At 58.7% G+C, this 17987-nt stretch carries 18 protein-coding genes; 16 read left to right on the forward strand and 2 right to left on the reverse strand.

Annotation, left to right across the window (positions count from 1 at the left end; translation table 11 throughout):
• Complete coding sequence (locus AC07Y2_RS04145) at positions 1 to 1917, reverse strand: sigma-54-dependent Fis family transcriptional regulator (RefSeq protein WP_103385494.1); 1917 nt, start codon at positions 1915 to 1917, stop codon at positions 1 to 3.
• Between the two features lie 301 nt (positions 1918 to 2218).
• On the opposite strand from AC07Y2_RS04145, the gene exaC reads away from it, so the two are divergent.
• From exaC to AC07Y2_RS04225, 16 genes are all read left to right on the forward strand, one after another.
• Entirely contained in the window at positions 2219 to 3739 is a 1521-nt protein-coding gene (gene exaC / locus AC07Y2_RS04150) for an acetaldehyde dehydrogenase ExaC (RefSeq protein ID WP_039771883.1), read from the forward strand.
• Between the two features lie 234 nt (positions 3740 to 3973).
• Positions 3974 to 5344: an ethanolamine permease gene (gene eat, locus AC07Y2_RS04155; protein ID WP_103385495.1), complete on the forward strand. Its 1371-nt coding sequence runs from the start codon at positions 3974 to 3976 to the stop codon at positions 5342 to 5344.
• 81 nt (positions 5345 to 5425) lie between these two features.
• The gene (locus AC07Y2_RS04160) at positions 5426 to 6820 is read left to right on the forward strand and encodes an ethanolamine ammonia-lyase subunit EutB (protein ID WP_085668085.1); all 1395 of its coding nucleotides are present in this window, start codon (positions 5426 to 5428) and stop codon (positions 6818 to 6820) included.
• Entirely contained in the window at positions 6817 to 7650 is an 834-nt protein-coding gene (eutC, locus tag AC07Y2_RS04165; protein WP_408980492.1) for an ethanolamine ammonia-lyase subunit EutC, read from the forward strand. Before AC07Y2_RS04160 ends, eutC begins: the two co-directional genes overlap by 4 nt.
• Before the next feature lie 116 nt (positions 7651 to 7766).
• Positions 7767 to 8228: a GNAT family N-acetyltransferase gene (locus AC07Y2_RS04170; RefSeq protein ID WP_074691599.1), complete on the forward strand. Its 462-nt coding sequence runs from the start codon at positions 7767 to 7769 to the stop codon at positions 8226 to 8228.
• Between the two features lie 227 nt (positions 8229 to 8455).
• Complete coding sequence (locus tag AC07Y2_RS04175) at positions 8456 to 9106, forward strand: DedA family protein (protein WP_039771888.1); 651 nt, start codon at positions 8456 to 8458, stop codon at positions 9104 to 9106.
• 4 nt (positions 9107 to 9110) lie between these two features.
• On the forward strand, positions 9111 to 9923 hold the full coding sequence (locus tag AC07Y2_RS04180) for a M90 family metallopeptidase (protein ID WP_085668087.1): 813 nt from the start codon (positions 9111 to 9113) through the stop codon (positions 9921 to 9923).
• 115 nt (positions 9924 to 10038) lie between these two features.
• Entirely contained in the window at positions 10039 to 10566 is a 528-nt protein-coding gene (ppa, locus tag AC07Y2_RS04185) for an inorganic diphosphatase (protein ID WP_007990564.1), read from the forward strand.
• Positions 10567 to 10787: 221 nt separating this feature from the next.
• Positions 10788 to 11528, forward strand: a complete 741-nt coding sequence (locus AC07Y2_RS04190; RefSeq protein ID WP_039771890.1) for a S24 family peptidase — start codon at positions 10788 to 10790, stop codon at positions 11526 to 11528.
• A gap of 453 nt (positions 11529 to 11981) precedes the next feature.
• Positions 11982 to 12413 carry a hypothetical protein gene (locus AC07Y2_RS04195; RefSeq protein WP_080770657.1) on the forward strand — a complete coding sequence of 144 codons (432 nt, stop codon included), beginning with the start codon at positions 11982 to 11984 and terminating at the stop codon, positions 12411 to 12413.
• Between the two features lie 130 nt (positions 12414 to 12543).
• On the forward strand, positions 12544 to 13464 hold the full coding sequence (locus tag AC07Y2_RS04200) for a restriction endonuclease (protein WP_039771891.1): 921 nt from the start codon (positions 12544 to 12546) through the stop codon (positions 13462 to 13464).
• A 185-nt stretch (positions 13465 to 13649) separates the two neighbouring features.
• Positions 13650 to 14231: a DarT ssDNA thymidine ADP-ribosyltransferase family protein gene (locus tag AC07Y2_RS04205; protein WP_103385497.1), complete on the forward strand. Its 582-nt coding sequence runs from the start codon at positions 13650 to 13652 to the stop codon at positions 14229 to 14231.
• Positions 14228 to 14872 (forward strand): type II toxin-antitoxin system toxin DNA ADP-ribosyl transferase DarT, encoded by a 645-nt coding sequence (gene darT, locus AC07Y2_RS04210; protein ID WP_074691609.1) that lies wholly within the window; start codon positions 14228 to 14230, stop codon positions 14870 to 14872. Before AC07Y2_RS04205 ends, darT begins: the two co-directional genes overlap by 4 nt.
• The gene (darG, locus tag AC07Y2_RS04215; protein ID WP_039771896.1) at positions 14869 to 15954 is read left to right on the forward strand and encodes a type II toxin-antitoxin system antitoxin DNA ADP-ribosyl glycohydrolase DarG; all 1086 of its coding nucleotides are present in this window, start codon (positions 14869 to 14871) and stop codon (positions 15952 to 15954) included. Before darT ends, darG begins: the two co-directional genes overlap by 4 nt.
• A 187-nt stretch (positions 15955 to 16141) precedes the next feature.
• On the forward strand, positions 16142 to 16699 hold the full coding sequence (locus AC07Y2_RS04220) for a hypothetical protein (RefSeq protein WP_039771897.1): 558 nt from the start codon (positions 16142 to 16144) through the stop codon (positions 16697 to 16699).
• A 15-nt stretch (positions 16700 to 16714) separates the two neighbouring features.
• The gene (locus AC07Y2_RS04225; RefSeq protein WP_039772002.1) at positions 16715 to 17149 is read left to right on the forward strand and encodes a hypothetical protein; all 435 of its coding nucleotides are present in this window, start codon (positions 16715 to 16717) and stop codon (positions 17147 to 17149) included.
• Positions 17150 to 17172: 23 nt separating this feature from the next.
• Here AC07Y2_RS04225 and AC07Y2_RS04230 read toward each other — a convergent pair whose 3' ends face one another.
• Complete coding sequence (locus tag AC07Y2_RS04230; protein ID WP_103385498.1) at positions 17173 to 17985, reverse strand: YfaP family protein; 813 nt, start codon at positions 17983 to 17985, stop codon at positions 17173 to 17175.
• Positions 17986 to 17987 lie beyond the last annotated feature (2 nt).

The raw sequence follows: 17987 nt of genomic DNA on the forward strand, positions 1-17987 counted from the left end.
TCAGGCGGTTCGGGCGATCCCGTGCTTGCGCAGCTTTCTATAAAGCGTATTGCGGCTCACGCCGAGCTGCTGCGCCGTGTGGGTCATATGCCAGCGCGTGTGTTCCAGCGCATTGAGCAACGCCAGCCGCTCGGCATCTTCCAATGGATGTTCGGACGACGATTCATCGACTTTGACCAACAGCGGCTGCACCTGCCGAAACATCGCCGGCAGATCCTCCAACCCGATCCGCCCTTCATCGCACAATGCCGCCAGCGTGCGCAGCACATTGCGCATCTGCCGCACATTGCCCGGCCAGTTGAAGCCCAGCAACGCCTGGCGCGCCGGTTCTTCGATCAGGATCTTTTCCCCGCCCGCCTCTTCAGCCAGCAGAAAATCCAGCAGCTGCGATTTGTCACTGCGCTCGCGCAACGGCGGCAACGCGACTTCCAGTCCGTTGAGCCGGTAATACAGGTCTTCACGGAAACTGCCATCGCCGACCCGCTCCAGCAGATTGCGGTGAGTGGCGCTGATGATCCGCACGTTGACCGCTTCCGGCTCGCCGCCAATGGGCACCACTTGCCGGTCCTCCAGCACCCGCAGCAGACGGGTCTGCAAGGCCAGCGGCATGTCGCCGATTTCATCGAGGAACAGCGTGCCGCCATCGGCCTGCTGCAACTTGCCGCGCATGCCGTCCTTGCGCGCGCCGGTGAAACTGCCACCGCGATAGCCGAACAGCTCGCTCTCGATCAGGCTTTCGGGAATTGCCGCGCAGTTGAGGGCGACGAAGGCTTTGCCGGCGCGTTGACTGGCGTTATGCACAGCCTTGGCGAATGCTTCCTTGCCGGAGCCGGTTTCACCGTTGATCAGCAGCGGCACGTCACGCTCGAATACCCGCAACGACTTGCGAAAATCCGCCTGCAACGCCGCATCACCGAGACAAATGCCTGCAAGACGCGGCGCTTCGACCGGCGCGGGAACCGGCGCTACCGGCAGCGGCCGGCGAGTTTCGCCACGCAGCACCGCAAACAGATGCCGCCCGTCGCGAGTACGCAGCGGCCAGCTCGCGCTGGCATTGGCACTGGCACGCCCGAGCAACTCATCCAGGGAACAATCGAAAAACGCCTCCACCGGTTTGCCGAGCAAACCACCGCGAATGTGCCCAAGCAGATTCAAGGCACTCTGATTGGCCGCACTGATTCGCCCTTCCCCGTCAAACGCCAGCAACCCTTCGCTGAACAGCCCGACGGACTCCGCCTGAAGATGGAATCGCAACAGCCATTGGTTATCGAAACAGCGCAGGAAATAGCAGCTCTCGATCATCTTCGCCGACAGATTGACCAGCGCCATGGTGTGGAACTGGCTCTGCCGCGAGACGTCATGCCGCGCCGAGGAAACGTCGAGCACCGCCAGCAGTTCGCCGTGCGGGTCAAACACCGGGCTCGCCGAGCAGGTCAGGCCGGTGTGACGGCCGCGAAAGTGTTCGTCCTGATGAATCGTCAGGGCCTGACGTTCAACGAGGCAAGTGCCGATGCCGTTGGTGCCCTCGCAGGCCTCGCTCCAGTCGGAACCCAGCCACAGGCCGGCGCGTTCGAAAATCTTGCGTTCAGCGGGAGCGGTGACGCAGTTGAGGATCACCCCGCGCGCGTCGGTCAGCAGCACCGCGTGGCCGGCGCCGGAGAGTTGTTGATGCAGACTGCTCATTTCATTGCCGGCAATCTGCAACACCTGTTGCAGCCGTTCGCGGCTTTCGAGAACGCGACCGTGTTCGAGCACGGTCGGCGCCATGGTCAGGGCCGGGTCGAGGTGATAGTCCTCAAGACAACGCAGCCACGAACGGGCAATCGACGGGTCGGCACCGGGGCCGTGCAGGTGCGGCTTGCCCTGGGTGACGGTGAGAACCTGCCGGGCATGGCGACTCAAATGGTTGTCGTGCATTTCTTATTATTCTCCCCGAGGCTCATCGGCCCATGCGTGAAGTGGTGCCCAGCATCCTCCAGCCAACCGGTCTTTGCAATGCTGGCAAGACCGCCCGGTCACGGGTTGTGCCACAAGCGGTACAAACTGTCACCCGAGCTGTACCGATACCGTCACAGGCGCTTGCCACTTGTCTGACACAAATTACGCAAGGCCTTGATTTGCCTGACCTGCACGGCAGTGGCCCGACCTTTGCTCTACGCTTATAGCAAGCGCTCATGCGCGTTTCTCTAATAAGTACAAAGCCAAGGAGAACATCATCATGCGTTACGCTCACCCCGGTACTGAAGGCGCCAAAGTCTCGTTCAAGAGCAAGTACGGTAACTACATCGGCGGCGAGTTCGTCGCGCCTGTCAAAGGTCAGTACTTCACCAATACCTCGCCAGTGAATGGCCAGCCAATTGCCGAATTCCCGCGTTCCACCGCCGAAGACATCGACAAGGCCCTGGACGCCGCCCACGCCGCTGCCGATGCCTGGGGTTCCACTTCCGCCCAGGCCCGCTCGCTGATCCTGCTGAAAATCGCCGACCGCATCGAACAGAACCTCGAAACCCTGGCGATCACCGAAACCTGGGACAACGGCAAAGCCATCCGCGAAACCCTCAACGCCGACATCCCGCTGGCTGCCGACCATTTCCGCTACTTCGCCGGGTGCCTGCGCGCCCAGGAAGGCAGCGCCGCCGAGATCGATGGCAACACTGTGGCCTATCACATCCATGAACCGCTGGGCGTGGTCGGCCAGATCATCCCGTGGAACTTCCCGATCCTGATGGCCGCGTGGAAACTCGCCCCGGCCCTGGCCGCCGGCAACTGCGTGGTGCTCAAGCCTGCCGAGCAGACCCCGCTGGGCATCAGCGTGCTGCTGGAACTGATCGGCGATCTGCTGCCGCCGGGCGTGCTCAACGTGGTGCAAGGGTTCGGCAAAGAAGCCGGCGAAGCCCTGGCCACCAGCAAGCGCATCGCCAAGATCGCCTTCACCGGCTCGACCCCGGTCGGCTCGCACATCATGAAGTGCGCCGCCGAAAACATCATTCCATCCACCGTGGAACTGGGCGGCAAGTCGCCGAACATCTTCTTCGAAGACATCATGCAGGCCGAGCCAAGCTTCATTGAAAAAGCCGCCGAAGGCCTCGTGCTGGCGTTCTTCAACCAGGGCGAAGTCTGCACCTGCCCGTCCCGCGCACTGGTTCAGGAGTCGATCTATCCGCAGTTCATGGAAGCGGTGATGAAGAAAGTCAGCCAGATCAAACGTGGCGACCCGCTCGACACCGACACCATGGTTGGCGCCCAGGCGTCCGAGCAGCAATTCGACAAGATCCTGTCGTACCTGGAAATCGCCAAGGGCGAAGGTGCCGAACTGCTGACCGGCGGCAAGGTGGAAAAACTCGAGGGCAGCCTGGCGACCGGGTATTACATCCAGCCGACCCTGCTCAAGGGTACCAACAAGATGCGTGTGTTCCAGGAAGAAATCTTCGGCCCGGTGGTGAGCATCACCACCTTCAAGGACGAAGCCGAAGCCCTGGCGATTGCCAACGACACCGAGTTCGGCCTCGGCGCCGGCCTCTGGACCCGCGACATCAACCGCGCCTATCGCATGGGTCGCGCCATCAAGGCGGGTCGCGTGTGGACCAACTGCTACCACCTGTACCCGGCGCACGCCGCGTTCGGCGGGTACAAGAAATCCGGTGTCGGCCGTGAAACCCACAAGATGATGCTCGACCACTACCAGCAGACCAAAAACCTGCTGGTGAGCTACGACATCAATCCGCTGGGCTTCTTCTAAAACCTCGGGGCAATACAGGTAGCCCTGTGTTGCCCCTCAAATAGCCATCGCTGGCAAGCCAGCGATAGCGTCCTTAATGACACAACACAAAGCCTGGCCGCTCTGGCACGGGCCTTGCGTACCCGTCATTCAGGATTTGCAGGAACACTGCCGCTGCGTGAACAGCATCCACCCAATCAACCGCTGCACCCGAAAGTCCAACAGATCGAACAATAAAAAAGACAGAGAGGACTTATGACTTCCACCACACAGCTCAAACCCACACTCGGCACCCTGCACCTCTGGGGCATTGCCGTCGGCCTGGTGATTTCCGGCGAATACTTCGGCTGGAGTTACGGCTGGGGCACGGCGGGAACCCTGGGTTTCCTGGTCACGGCCCTGATGGTCGCGACCATGTACACCTGCTTCATCTTCAGTTTCACCGAACTGACCACCGCGATTCCTCACGCGGGCGGGCCGTTTGCCTACAGCCGTCGGGCGTTCGGCGAAAAAGGCGGATTGATCGCCGGCATCGCCACTCTGATCGAATTCGTGTTCGCCCCGCCGGCCATCGCCATGGCCATCGGCGCCTATCTGAATGTGCAATATCCGGGCCTCGATCCCAAACTCGCGGCGGTCGGCGCGTATTTCGTGTTCATGACCCTGAACATCCTTGGCGTCAGCATCGCCGCGACCTTCGAGTTGGTGGTCACCGTGCTCGCCGTCGCCGAACTGCTGGTGTTCATGGGCGTGGTCGCGCCGGGCTTCAGCTTCAGCAACTTTGTGCTGAACGGCTGGTCCGGCGCCAATGAGTTCACGATGGGCTCGATTCCGGGCATTTTCGCGGCGATTCCCTTCGCGATCTGGTTCTTCCTCGCCATCGAAGGCGCCGCCATGGCGGCCGAGGAAGCCAAGGACCCGAAACGCACGATTCCACGGGCCTACGTCAGCGGCATCCTGACCCTGGTGTTCCTGGCCATTGGCGTGATGGTGATGGCTGGCGGCGTCGGCGACTGGCGTCAACTGTCGAACATCAACGATCCGCTGCCGCAGGCAATGAAAGCGGTAGTCGGCAACAATTCGACCTGGATGCACATGCTGGTGTGGATCGGCCTGTTCGGGCTGGTGGCGAGTTTCCACGGGATCATCCTCGGCTACTCGCGGCAGTTCTTCGCCCTGGCCCGGGCCGGTTATCTGCCGAAAGGCCTGGCCAAACTCTCGCGTTTCCAGACCCCGCACCGGGCGATCCTGGCGGGCGGCGTGGTCGGCATCGCGGCAATCTACAGCGACGGTCTGGTCAATCTGCAAGGCATGACCCTGACGGCGGCGATGATCACCATGTCGGTGTTCGGCGCCATCGTGATGTACATCATCAGCATGCTCAGCCTGTTCAAACTGCGCAAAACCGAGCCGAACCTGGAGCGCACCTTCCGCGCGCCGGGCTATCCGGTGGTGCCGGCCATCGCGCTGTTTCTGGCGCTGGTGTGCCTGGTGGCGATGGCCTGGTTCAACACGCTGATCGGTTGTGTGTTCCTCGGTTTCATGGCCGCTGGCTACCTGTACTTCCAGCTGACCGCCAAGCAACGCTCCGAAGCACCGGCAGACGCTATGCTCGAAGGTATCTAAAAAACTATCTGAGTTGCACCGGCACCGGGCTTTGGGCTCGGTGCCTGCACTAAAAGCATTCATTCAGGAGGAACGCGCCCAATGGCCGCATTTGCCCATACCGTCGGCGCCCAGACCTATCGCTTCGACAGCCTCAAGGACGTGATGGCCAAGGCCAGCCCCGCGCGTTCCGGGGATTTCCTGGCCGGCGTCGCCGCGCTCAACGATGGCGAGCGGGTGGCCGCGCAAATGGCGCTGGCCGACATCCCGCTCACGCATTTTTTGCAGGAAGCACTGATTCCCTACGAAGCCGATGAAGTCACCCGACTGATCATCGACAGCCATGACAAACAGGCCTTCGCAGTCGTCAGCCATCTCACGGTTGGCGGTTTTCGCGACTGGCTGCTCAGTGACGCCGCCGATGAAACCAGCCTGCGCGCCCTCGCCCCCGGACTGACACCGGAAATGGTCGCTGCCGTGTCGAAGATCATGCGCGTGCAGGATCTGGTGCTGGTGGCGCAGAAGATCCGCGTGGTCACAAAATTTCGCGGCACCCTCGGCCTGCGTGGACGGTTATCCACAAGGCTGCAACCCAATCACCCGACCGACGAGCCGTCCGGCATCGCCGCGAGCATTCTCGACGGTCTGCTGTACGGCAACGGCGACGCGATGATCGGCATCAACCCGGCCACCGACAGCATCGCCTCGATCTGCGCGATGCTGGAAATGCTCGACGCGATCATCCAGCGCTACGACATTCCGACCCAGGCCTGCGTGCTGACCCACGTCACCACCTCTATAGAAGCGATCAACCGTGGCGTGCCGCTGGATCTGGTGTTCCAGTCGATTGCCGGCACCGAAGCGGCCAACGCCAGTTTCGGCATCAACCTGAACATTTTGCAGGAAGGTTATGAAGCGGGCCTGAGCCTCAATCGCGGCACGCTCGGGCAGAACCTGATGTATTTCGAAACCGGCCAGGGCAGCGCGCTGTCAGCCAACGCCCACCACGGCGTCGATCAACAGACCTGCGAGACCCGGGCCTACGCCGTGGCGCGCCATTTCAAGCCGTTTCTGGTGAACACCGTCGTGGGATTCATCGGCCCGGAGTACCTCTACAACGGCAAACAGATTATCCGCGCCGGCCTCGAAGACCACTTCTGCGGCAAGTTGCTCGGCGTGCCGATGGGCTGCGATATCTGCTACACCAACCACGCCGAAGCCGACCAGGACGACATGGACACCCTGCTGACCCTGCTCGGCGTGGCCGGGATCAACTTCATCATGGGCATCCCCGGCTCCGACGACATCATGCTCAACTACCAGACCACCTCGTTCCACGACGCGCTCTATGCGCGCCAGACCCTGGGCCTGAAACCGGCGCCGGAGTTCGAGCAGTGGCTGGCGAACATGGGCATCTTCACCCAGGCGGACGGCAAGGTCCGCTTCGGCAACAACCTGCCGCCGGCCTTTCGTCAGGCCTTGGCGCAACTGGGATGAGTCAGATGGAAAAACCGCCCGTCGATCCGCAAAACCCGTGGCTGGAGCTGCGTCGTCTGACCCCGGCGCGCATTGCCCTCGGCCGCACCGGCACCAGCCTGCCGACCCGCGCACAGCTGGATTTCCAGTACGCCCACGCACAGGCACGGGACGCGGTGCATTTGCCGTTCGATCACGCCGGGCTCAGCGCCCAGCTGACTGAACGCCAACGTGAAAGTCTTGTGCTGCACAGCGCGGCGGTGGATCGCAACAGCTACCTGCAACGCCCGGATCTGGGGCGCAAGTTGAGCGATCAATCGGCGCAAACCCTGCGCGAATACGCCCAGGCGCATCCGGGCGGTGTGGATCTGGTGATTGTGGTGGCGGACGGTCTATCGGCGCTGGCGGTGCATCGGCATACCCTGCCGTTTCTCACCCGTCTGGAAGAGCAGATGAGCGCCGACGAATGGTCGACAGCGCCAGTAGTGCTGGTGGAACAGGGCCGAGTGGCGATTGGCGATGAAATCGGCCAGTTGCTGGGCGCGAAAATGGTCGTGATGCTGATTGGAGAGCGTCCGGGCCTCAGTTCACCGGACAGCCTGGGTTTATATTTCACCTACAATCCCAAGGTCGGCCTCACGGATGCTTACCGCAATTGCATCTCCAACGTGCGGCTGGAAGGGCTCAGCTACGGCATGGCGGCACATCGCTTGTTGTATCTGATGCGCGAAGCCTGTCGGCGCCAGCTGTCGGGCGTCAATCTGAAGGACGAAGCGCAGGTTCAGACGCTGGAATCGGAAGCCGGTGCAGACATGAAGAGTAATTTCCTACTCGATCCGCCCCCAGCCTGAACCGTTTCCGCATTGCCTTTCTGCGCCGGTTTCAGGCAGGATCGATGCACGGCCGCCCGGGTTTCCCATCGCCGTCAGAGCACGTGAAGACAGCCACTTGAAGGACGAGACCTACCATGCGGATTATCCAAGCGACCCTCGAACACCTGGATTTGCTGACCCCGTTGTTCGTTAAGTACCGCGAGTTTTACGGCTCCCTGCCCTATCCGGACTCGTCCCGGGCCTTTCTCGAAAAGCGCCTGCGACGCAAGGAATCGGTGATCTATCTGGCCCTGGCCGATGACGACGACAAGAAGCTCATGGGCTTCTGCCAGCTCTACCCGAGCTTTTCCTCCCTGTCGCTCAAGCGCGTGTGGATTCTCAACGACATCTATGTCGCCGAGGACGCCCGCCGCCAATTGGTAGCCGACAACTTGATCCGCACCGCGAAGAAAATGGCCAAGGAAACCCAGGCCGTGCGCATGCGCGTCTCCACCAGCGCCGACAACGAAGTGGCGCAGAAAACCTACGAATCCATCGGGTTCAAGGAAGACACCGAGTTCAAGAACTACGTGCTGCCGATCAGCGAAGAACTCTGATCGCGGGGTGCCCTGCGGGGAGGGAGCAGACTCCCTCCTCAAAATGAATGCCAACCCGACATTTATTCACACCGACATCCCCCGCTACAAAACCAACGCGCTTTTCACCCCTCTGCCCGTATAATCCCGATCTTTCCGGCTTGTAAGAAAAACTACACCCGCTTGTAGGCTTACACGAAGTCATCCGCACAGGTCTGCCGAGTCAGGCCGTCACCACAGGTGCCTCCATGGATTTCAACCCGCTCGATCTTGTCCTGCATCTCGACGTTTACCTCGACCTGCTGGTGAATAATTACGGGCCATGGATCTACGCCATCCTGTTTCTGGTGATCTTCTGCGAGACCGGCCTGGTGGTGATGCCATTCCTGCCGGGTGATTCGCTGCTGTTCATCGCCGGCGCGGTCGCTGCGGGCGGCGGCATGGACCCGGTATTGCTGGCGGGCTTGCTGATGCTCGCGGCGATTCTCGGCGACAGTACCAACTACGTGATCGGGCGAACGGCGGGTGAAAAGCTGTTCAGCAATCCGAACTCGAAAATCTTCCGCCGCGACTATCTGCAACAGACCCACGATTTCTACGACAAGCACGGCGGCAAAACCGTGACCTTGGCGCGCTTCCTGCCAATCATTCGCACCTTTGCACCGTTCGTCGCCGGTGTTGCGAAGATGCCTTACCCGCGCTTCTTCGGTTTCAGCGTGTTTGGGACGGTCCTGTGGGTTGGCGGTCTGGTGACGCTGGGTTATTTCTTCGGCAACGTGCCGTTCATCAAGAAGAACCTGTCGCTACTGGTGGTCGGCATCATCCTGCTGTCGCTGATTCCGATGATCATCGGCGTGGTTCGCAGCCGTTTCGGCGGCACCAAAGCCCAATCGCACTAAGCCGATGTGGTCGCTGAGCGCCTGGCGCCGCCGGCGCATTCTGGCCAGGCGCCCGATTGCCGACGAACTGTGGCAGCGGGTGCGCCATCACCTGAGTTTTCTCGATGGCATCACGCCCGCTGAAGACCAGTGGCTGCGTGAAGCCAGCGTGCTGTTCCTCGAAGACAAGCACCTGACCGCCCTGCCCGGCGTCGAGCTGCACCAGGAACAACGCCTGCTGCTCGCCGCCCAGGCGCAATTGCCGCTTTTGCATCTTGGCGATCTGAACTGGTATCAGGGTTTCCACGAAATCGTCCTCTACCCCGACGATTTCCTCAGCCCCCAGCGCCATCGCGATGCCAGCGGCGTCGAGCATGAGTGGGACGGCGAACACAGCGGCGAAGCGTGGCAACAAGGGCCGATCATCCTCGCCTGGCCCGGCGTGATGGCCAGTGGTGGCTGGGAAGGCTACAACCTGGTGATCCATGAACTGGCGCACAAGCTGGACATGCTCAACGGTGACGCCAACGGCCTGCCGCCGCTGCACGCCGACATGCGGGTCAGCGACTGGGCCGAAGTGATGCAGGCGGCGTACGACGATCTCAACCGCCAGCTCGACCGCCATCCCGACGCCGAAACCGCCATCGACCCGTATGCCGCCGAGAACCCGGCCGAGTTCTTCGCCGTCACCAGCGAGTACTTCTTCAGCGCCCCGGATCTGCTGCACGACGCTTATCCACAGGTGTATGCGCAGCTGCAGCTTTTCTACCGCCAGGATCCGTTGACCCGCCTGAAGCAACTTCAGGCCAGCGACCCGGTCTATCAGGCTCACGAGTAAAGGTCTGCACGACTTCCGGTACATGGCGTCCACGGCAGAATATGCCTATAATCGCCGCCACTTTTTGGTCAATCCGGCCAAGTGTTTTTTGGCCAACTAACGGGGGCAACGCCCAATGAGCTATAGCAAGATTCCGGCTGGCAAAGACCTGCCGAACGACATCTACGTCGCGATCGAGATCCCGGCCAACCACGCGCCGATCAAATACGAAATCGACAAAGACAGCGATTGCCTGTTCGTTGACCGTTTCATGGCCACCCCGATGTTCTACCCGGCCAACTACGGTTACATCCCGAACACCCTGGCTGACGACGGTGATCCCCTCGATGTGCTGGTCGTGACCCCTTACCCGGTTGCTCCAGGTTCGGTGATCCGCGCGCGTCCGGTCGGCATCCTGAACATGACCGACGACGGCGGCGGCGATGCCAAAGTCATCGCCGTTCCACATGACAAGCTGTCCCAGCTGTACGTGGACGTGAAGGAATACACCGACCTGCCAGCCCTGCTGATCCAGCAGATCGAGCACTTCTTCGCGAACTACAAGGATCTCGAAAAAGGCAAGTGGGTGAAAATCGAAGGCTGGGCGGGCGCAGACGCCGCCCGCGAAGCGATCACCAAGTCGGTTGCTGCCTACAAAGGCTAAGCCTCACGACCTACGACACGCTTGAAGAAGACCCCGGTTGATCCGGGGTTTTTTGTGCCTGCCCGAAAGGCGCTTAAACAGCTTGTTTATGTCGGCCTACAGAAAAGTTTTAGTGTGTGTAATTTCCCACAAGGACGTCTTACATCCCGTCGCAAAATTTGCCCTGATTTTGAACGCAAGGTTTATTCAAACCGCTCTAGGCCGGCCGTAGACTCGTGTTTATGAGAAAGAACACTAGCGGTCCAAGATTCAAGGCACTCCTGGAAGCTGCGAACATCACCACCACGGGATTCGCAAAGTTCTGGGGCACGGAAGCCCAAAACGTTCATAACTGGTACACCCGGGGCGTACCCGCGTACCGCCTGGAAGAGGTCGCACGCCTGCTGTCCGTCAACAGCCAATGGCTGAAGACCGGCGAAGGCCCGAAAGAGGCCCCGCACCTGCATACGGACTCAGGCGACATCCTCGATGCCCATGCCATTCGCGGCGTCTACACGGTGCTCGAAACCAACGACATCGAACTGCCTCTCTACAAGGAAGCCCCGACTGCTCCTGGCTCCGACAAGACCCACGTCATCAAGGACCCGGACCAAACCATTCGCCTGCCCCGCAGCCACCTCGAAGCCCTGGAAATCCGCCCCACCGATGCCATCTGTACCCAAATGATCGGCAACAGCATGGCCGAGAAAATCGAAGACGGCTCAACCCTCGCCATCGACCGCGGCCTCACCCAGGTGGTGGACGGCGAAATCTACGCCATCGAACATGACGGCATGCTGCGCATCAAATACCTGCACCGCATGCCCGGCAACGCCCTGCGCCTGCGCAGCCACAACAGCGCCGAATACCCGGACGAGATCTTCCGCGCGGCGCAAATTGAGGAACAGCGGATTCATGTATTGGGGTGGGTGTTCTGGTGGTCGACGCTGGGCAAGCGGCGGCCGGTGGTGCCGTTTCTCTGAGCCAGCTTCTGTCGTGAGGGGCAACCGGCCCGGATAGTCGGTACAAATACGGGATTTTTCCTGGATAGAACGCTCTATCCCGCACTTCGCACTGGGAATCCCCAACAAAACTCAGTATCCTGCGCCCCACATTCGCGCATCGACCCGCCAAGCGGCCCAGATGACGCCTGACGCGGCAGACCACTGTCTGACCAAGTCCCGCAGCCGGACGCAAGATCCGGATGTACGTTTTGAAGGCTGGCGCGGTTTACCAAAAATAAACCAAGCCAGTCCCCGAGAAGCCGGCCACAAGCCGGCTTTTTAATGCCTGCTGAAAAACCGGCCGGGGGTCGGTTTACGGGCAGAGCGCTGTGTAATGGTGCTTGCACAACTCATCGCATAACAGAGCCCCGCCTGCTGGAAGCGACGGCAACTTAGATTGCTCAAGTCACCCCACAAGGACGTTCAACATTGATGCCCAAAACCATCACTTCAAACATGAAATCAGTTGGCCTGACAGCTGCCTCGTGCCTTTGTCTTTCAGGATGTGTTGGAGCAATCGTATCGCTCCCGGAAAAAACAACCGTCAAGACAGACGCTTACAAAGCGCAAAGCTATCGATCAATCACACCGCAAATCAGCAGAACGGTCACGTCGACGCCTACACGGGAATGGTGCGGGATCACCGTTTGGGCACTGATCATTCCGGTGCCATTGAAACTACCGGTGTGCACATCGTATTTCGAGCAGTCCTTCGGCAACGACGAGTTCGGAAACGAAGCCGTTCTGCTCGACTCGCAGCAAAAAGTCCCATCCCCTTTCTACGCTTGCGGCCCATTCATGATGTTGGGACCGATCGTTCATGGTTACCAAGGCAATGCGCTTTGCGGTGTTTTTGCGGATTGATGGTGAAACTGACATAGCGACTTACGCTTTCACCTGCAGACGCTTTAGTCGCGAAGCCCTCCATATCCACCGTTGATTTACAATCGCCATCCGATCGGCACGAAAACACTTTCAGCACAGGGATGCGCCCATGTCCGTTCCAACCTACGATCAGTTCATTGAGCCGATCCTTCGCTTTCTCGCCACAAAACCCGAGGGTGCAATCGCTCGGGACGCTCATGAATCAGCAGCAAAAATGCTGCAACTGAGTGAAGCTCAGCGCGAAGAACTGATCGCCAGTGGTCAGGCTACCTACAAGAACCGATCAGGCTGGGCACACGATCGACTCAAGCGCGCTGGTCTTTCCAGCAGTGCCAAACGCGGTTATTGGAAGTTGACCGACGCAGGCGTGCAGTACGCCAAGGAGCATGCATTTCCACTGTCGACCACGGATGTGGAGCACATAGCAATCGGCTACATGAATGTGAAGCTGAAAGTCGCGCCTGACGCCGAGCCACTGGATGACCAACCAAATGTGGAGCCCGATCTAGCCTCCGCCACCGAGAGCCCCGACGACCGACTGGAGCGAGCGCTTAAGGAATTACGCGATGCCACGGCGGCCGACCTTTTGGACAACTTGCTGCAAGTAAGCCCTAACCGTTTTGAAGTAATCGTGCTGGATGTTCTTCATCGCTTGGGTTACGGCGCCAGTCGCAACGACTTGCAACGTGTCGGAGGGTCCGGAGATGCCGGCATCGACGGCATTATCTCGCTCGATAAATTGGGGTTGGAGAAGGTTTACGTACAGGCCAAGCGTTGGCAGAACACGGTTGGCCGACCTGAGTTACAGGCGTTCTATGGCGCGCTCGCAGGACAAAAGGCCAAGCGCGGTGTGTTCATTACCACCTCTGGTTTTACGGCGCACGCCGTCGACTTCGCCAAATCGGTGGACGGTATTGTGCTGGTAGACGGGACGCGACTGGTGCATCTGATGATGGATCATGAGGTGGGCGTGACATCGCGTTTGTTGCGGTTGCCGACGCTGGATCGCGATTATTTTGATGAAGAGTGAGTTCGGGCGTGTTGCTGCTTGACCCTGCTAACCAATTTCCTTAGTGGGCTTGTGGCCAAAAGTGATGGCACACTAGAATCACAGCGATTGTTCTACCAACCCCTACGGATCGAGGGTTACATCAGCACGGGGCGAGGCCGGAACTGAATCCAGTTTAGGTTGATGTGCAGGTCAAGGAGACCACTATGGCGGACGTTAAAAGCATCAAGGATCAGAAGCTTCTCTACCATCTCACTTCAGTTGAAAACCTGGATGGAATTTTCAAGGATGGTTTGAAACCTCGCGCTGGCCTCTCGGGTTTCAAAGACGTCGCAGATGCTGAAATCCTGAAAAAGCGGCAGGCTCTGCAGCTCGACAATTACGTGCCCTTCCACTGGTTTGCGAAGAATCCATTTGACGGAAGCGTCCAGCGCAACAGGCCAGAGGCCCAATTTGTACTGATCTCGGTCTACAGATCAACGGCCAGGCAATACGGCTGGAAAATCATTCCACGCCACCCGTTAGCAGGCGACTCAATACAGCTACTTGATTACGAACAGGGTTTCGAAGCCATCGAGTGGGATGTCATGAGCAGTCGCGATTACCTGGACCCTCATTGCAAAAGCATCTGCATGGCCGAGTGTCTCGCACCGGGGGTTGTTAAACCTGAGGCCTTCTTCAAAATCTTTACCCCCAGCGAAGAAGTCGATGCACTTTGCGTAGCTAAATTGCAGGCAGCGGATGTTAATGTGCAGACCAGCGTGAATCAGAGAATGTTTTATCAATGAACTACACCAGCCTGAATCCAGAGAAAGCTCTGATTTGGCGTATCGTCCATCGCGATAACCTGCCCTGGATTCTGGACAACGGCCTGCATTGCGCAAACTCGGAAGTACAGGCACCTCATTACGTGAACATCGGCAACGTCGACTTGATCGACAAGCGCCGTTCCCGTCAGGTGCCTATCGCACCCGAAGGCGTCCTGGCCGACTACGTGCCCTTCTATTTCACGCCCTTCTCGGTGATGATGCAGAACATCCACTCCGGGTGGAGCGTGCAGCAACGCAGCAATGACGAGATCGTCATTCTGGTCTCAAGCCTCCATCGCGTTGAAGAGCTCGGCCTACCGTTTGTCTTTACAAACGCACATGCCTATCCGAGTTGGACAGACTATTACAGCGATCTGGCGAATCTCGACCAGATCGATTGGACTATCCTTCAACGGCGCGACTTCAAGCGCGATCCTGATGACCCTCGTAAAATAGAGCGTTATCAAGCGGAAGCGCTGATCCACCATCACTTACCGATTACGGGACTACTGGGCATCATGTGCCACACCGATGCAATGAAAGAACGCATAGAACAAGACGTCGCCGCTCGAGGCCTGACGTTGTCTGTCCATGCGCGTCCCAAATGGTATTTCCAATGATCAGATTTACCCAAGGCAACCTGCTGGAAGCCAAGACCGAAGCCCTCGTCAACACGGTGAACACCGTGGGCGTGATGGGAAAAGGCATCGCGCTGATGTTCAAAGAACGCTTTGCACAGAACTATCGCCTGTACGCAGCGGCGTGCAAGGCCAAGGAAGTTGAAACCGGCAAGATGCACGTGACCGCCACCAACGAACTTGAAGGACCTCGCTGGATCGTCAATTTCCCGACCAAACGTCACTGGCGTTCACCTTCGCAAATGGCCTGGATAACAGAAGGTCTGCACGACCTGCGTCGTTTTCTAATTGAGAATGACGTGAAATCCGTCGCTATCCCGCCACTGGGTGCTGGTAACGGTGGATTGAGTTGGCCTGAAGTCCGCGAACAGATCGTTGAGGTTTTGGGGGATCTGGATGTCGACGTGCTGGTGTTCGAGCCGACCAATCAATATCTGAATGTCGCCAAGCGCAACGGTGTAGAGACGCTCACGCCGGCCCGTGCCCTTATCGCTGAACTGGTTCGACGCTATTGGGTGTTGGGCATGGAATGCAGTCTGCTCGAGATTCAAAAACTGGCTTGGTTTCTTGAGCGGGCAATTGAAAAACTTCCAAGTACAGAGAACCCGCTAAACCTGAAATTTATCGCTCATAAATTCGGGCCATACGCCAATCGACTGGAGCATCTGCTCAACAATCTGGATGGTAGCTATCTACATTGCGACAAGCGTATCAGTGATGCGGAAATCACCGATGTGATTTGGTTTGATCAAGATCGCAAGGCTTTTTTGCAGACCTACCTAAAGACTGAAGCCAGGGAATATTCCCAAGCTTTAGAGCGCACAGCTGAATTAATCGATGGCTTTGAATCCCCCTTCGGAATGGAATTACTCGCGACCGTCGATTGGTTGCTGATTAAGGAAGGGGTTGTTCCGACCGTTTCTGCGGTACGTGAAGCACTGAGAAACTGGGACGGCGGGGGTGGAGCTGCGGTGCGCAAAAATAAACTATTCGATGATCAAGCTCTTGAAATTGCGATTAATCGCCTGATCTCCAGCAGTTTCAGCCCGAAAATAGCGGCCTGACGCAGACAATAAATGCGAGTTTGCCTGTCCGCTTGGCACGTGCAATGAGTAGACGGCTCAGGCGATTATTGAACCATCGCAATAAGCCATTAGCACATCCGCCCTAATTGCCGCTCACCCAACCTCGCCACTAAATTTCCATTCTGTTTTTGTGCATTGCAAAAGCACCAAGGAATGGAGCAACACCATGTCGTTTTTCAAACTCAATCAATCCCTTGTTCTAGTAACCGCACTTCTGACCGCCACTACTTGCGCGCAGGCAGAAGAACCGAACCCCGTCGGTGACTGGTGGATCATTTACGGCAACGGCATTCCCAACAAGAACATCATGTATGTAGCCGACAGCACTTCAGTCGTGCCGTCGAACCATACCAAGGGTGCGAAATTGGTGGCCGTGACGCTGGTGTATGAAGAACCCGGCAAACCGATGATCGATGCCTACAACCTCGAAGTGCAGTGCTCCACGAACAAGGTCCGCTTTCTTAATGGGCAATCCATAGATCGCATTGCCTACATGATGCGGCACCTGAAAGTTAACGACCAATGGCAGCAGCCGAAGGAGTTCTGGGTACAGCGCGCCGCCGAGTTTGTTTGCTCCCCCGCTAAAAAGGACATGATCGCGCTGGGCAAGATGGAGCCCTTGCAGATGATTCAGGGCATGCAACAGATGTTCTTCAAGCTGGCACCGATTCAGGAGAAGGGGCAGATGATGGACAACCTGGATTCGATCCTCGGTAACAAGTAAGCGGCGGAACGCATGATGAATCAATGGACTAAAACGTTACTGGCGGTCCTGCTGACACCCACACTATTGCTGCTGCATGGCTGCCACCTGATTGCTCAGTCTCGATGGGAAGGGCGCGATGTCCAGGAAGCACTCGACCTGTTCGGCAAACCCGACTCGATGAAAAAACAGACCGGTGCCAACGGTGAGAATCTGGCGGTTCTCACCTGGTTCAAATCCTCCAGCTGGACCACTACAGAAGCGGCCGGGACTTCAATGAACCATACCGGCAACGGCATGGTTTACACCGAGTACTACGAGACAGTCGGTCACAGTTCGGATTGCAAACTGGAGGCCACCGTCAACAAAGCCAAGAAGATCGTGCTGTTCAGGATTGAAGACGGGAAGATCATTCACGGGAAGTGCATCAACGTCCCGTTCGTGCCCGGCTATATTCCGCCCGGCTTCTAATGCATCCCTGAGCAGGCTTCTGCTCAGGGATAACTAAACGACTTCACCAACGTCAATTCCCCCACCGCCCGCATCGGCACCAGGAACGTCTCCATCTTCTCGCTAGGCGTTCCTTCCTCGGTAATCACCGTCACCTGCGCGGTCGTCAGCGGCTGCACCGCCTCTTCCCCACCTTCGTCATCCCCACGATACCCACCGCCAAAATAATTCACATACACCAGATACTGCCCCTTGATCGGCGCCGGCATGGCGAAGATTTCAGGGCCGTAGCCGGTGGTCACGTCGACGTCCAAAGCAGCGCCATTGGGGGCGACGCGGTCGCCGTACCAGATGTGCGCGCCGTCGGGTGTGATCAGGTGCAAATCGAGGTCGGTGCCGTCACTGTCCCACGCCAACAACACCCGCAGTTTCGCCGGAGTAGCGCCGCCGCTGGTGTTGAGAAATTGCGTGCGGTGCCGTTGCTGGCCGTCCGGGCTGCGGACTTCGACGCTGTTGCTGCCGTTGGGAAAGGAGAACGGGCGATCGAAGCGGCCGCTTTCGTCGATTTTCAGCGGCATGCTGACGCCGTTGACGATCAGGCGGCCGGGCTCTTTGTTTTTTGGTGTGGCTTTGATTTCACCGCTGATACGGGCGGTGTTGGCCTGGCCGAGCGGGGTGTTCACCGAGGAGGCCGGGTAGTTGACGGTCTGGCGGAAGCTCTCGCCCTCGCCTTCGGGCGCGCCGCTGCGCCAGCCGCCGACCGGGGTGTCGAGTTTGACGCCGTCAGCGGCGATCACCGGTGAAACACCGGCAAAGACGCAGAGCAACAGCAAGACCTGTGGATAACGGAGTGTCATGG

It is taken from the genome of Pseudomonas sp. GW456-12-1-14-TSB6, from assembly GCF_059424205.1.

Excerpts from the sequence above, each read along its gene's own strand:
- darG (WP_039771896.1), top strand. The coding sequence starts at position 14,869 with ATGATCAGATTTACCCAAGGCAACCTGCTGGAAGCCAAGACCGAAGCC.
- AC07Y2_RS04225 (WP_039772002.1), top strand. The coding sequence starts at position 16,715 with ATGAATCAATGGACTAAAACGTTACTGGCGGTCCTGCTGACACCCACA.
- AC07Y2_RS04205 (WP_103385497.1), top strand. The coding sequence starts at position 13,650 with ATGGCGGACGTTAAAAGCATCAAGGATCAGAAGCTTCTCTACCATCTC.
- AC07Y2_RS04195 (WP_080770657.1), top strand. The coding sequence starts at position 11,982 with ATGCCCAAAACCATCACTTCAAACATGAAATCAGTTGGCCTGACAGCT.
- AC07Y2_RS04145 (WP_103385494.1), bottom strand. The coding sequence starts at position 1,917 with ATGCACGACAACCATTTGAGTCGCCATGCCCGGCAGGTTCTCACCGTC.
- AC07Y2_RS04200 (WP_039771891.1), top strand. The coding sequence starts at position 12,544 with ATGTCCGTTCCAACCTACGATCAGTTCATTGAGCCGATCCTTCGCTTT.
- AC07Y2_RS04220 (WP_039771897.1), top strand. The coding sequence starts at position 16,142 with ATGTCGTTTTTCAAACTCAATCAATCCCTTGTTCTAGTAACCGCACTT.
- darT (WP_074691609.1), top strand. The coding sequence starts at position 14,228 with ATGAACTACACCAGCCTGAATCCAGAGAAAGCTCTGATTTGGCGTATC.
- AC07Y2_RS04175 (WP_039771888.1), top strand. The coding sequence starts at position 8,456 with ATGGATTTCAACCCGCTCGATCTTGTCCTGCATCTCGACGTTTACCTC.
- eat (WP_103385495.1), top strand. The coding sequence starts at position 3,974 with ATGACTTCCACCACACAGCTCAAACCCACACTCGGCACCCTGCACCTC.
- ppa (WP_007990564.1), top strand. The coding sequence starts at position 10,039 with ATGAGCTATAGCAAGATTCCGGCTGGCAAAGACCTGCCGAACGACATC.
- AC07Y2_RS04190 (WP_039771890.1), top strand. The coding sequence starts at position 10,788 with ATGAGAAAGAACACTAGCGGTCCAAGATTCAAGGCACTCCTGGAAGCT.
- eutC (WP_408980492.1), top strand. The coding sequence starts at position 6,817 with ATGAGTCAGATGGAAAAACCGCCCGTCGATCCGCAAAACCCGTGGCTG.
- exaC (WP_039771883.1), top strand. The coding sequence starts at position 2,219 with ATGCGTTACGCTCACCCCGGTACTGAAGGCGCCAAAGTCTCGTTCAAG.
- AC07Y2_RS04230 (WP_103385498.1), bottom strand. The coding sequence starts at position 17,985 with ATGACACTCCGTTATCCACAGGTCTTGCTGTTGCTCTGCGTCTTTGCC.
- AC07Y2_RS04170 (WP_074691599.1), top strand. The coding sequence starts at position 7,767 with ATGCGGATTATCCAAGCGACCCTCGAACACCTGGATTTGCTGACCCCG.
- AC07Y2_RS04160 (WP_085668085.1), top strand. The coding sequence starts at position 5,426 with ATGGCCGCATTTGCCCATACCGTCGGCGCCCAGACCTATCGCTTCGAC.
- AC07Y2_RS04180 (WP_085668087.1), top strand. The coding sequence starts at position 9,111 with ATGTGGTCGCTGAGCGCCTGGCGCCGCCGGCGCATTCTGGCCAGGCGC.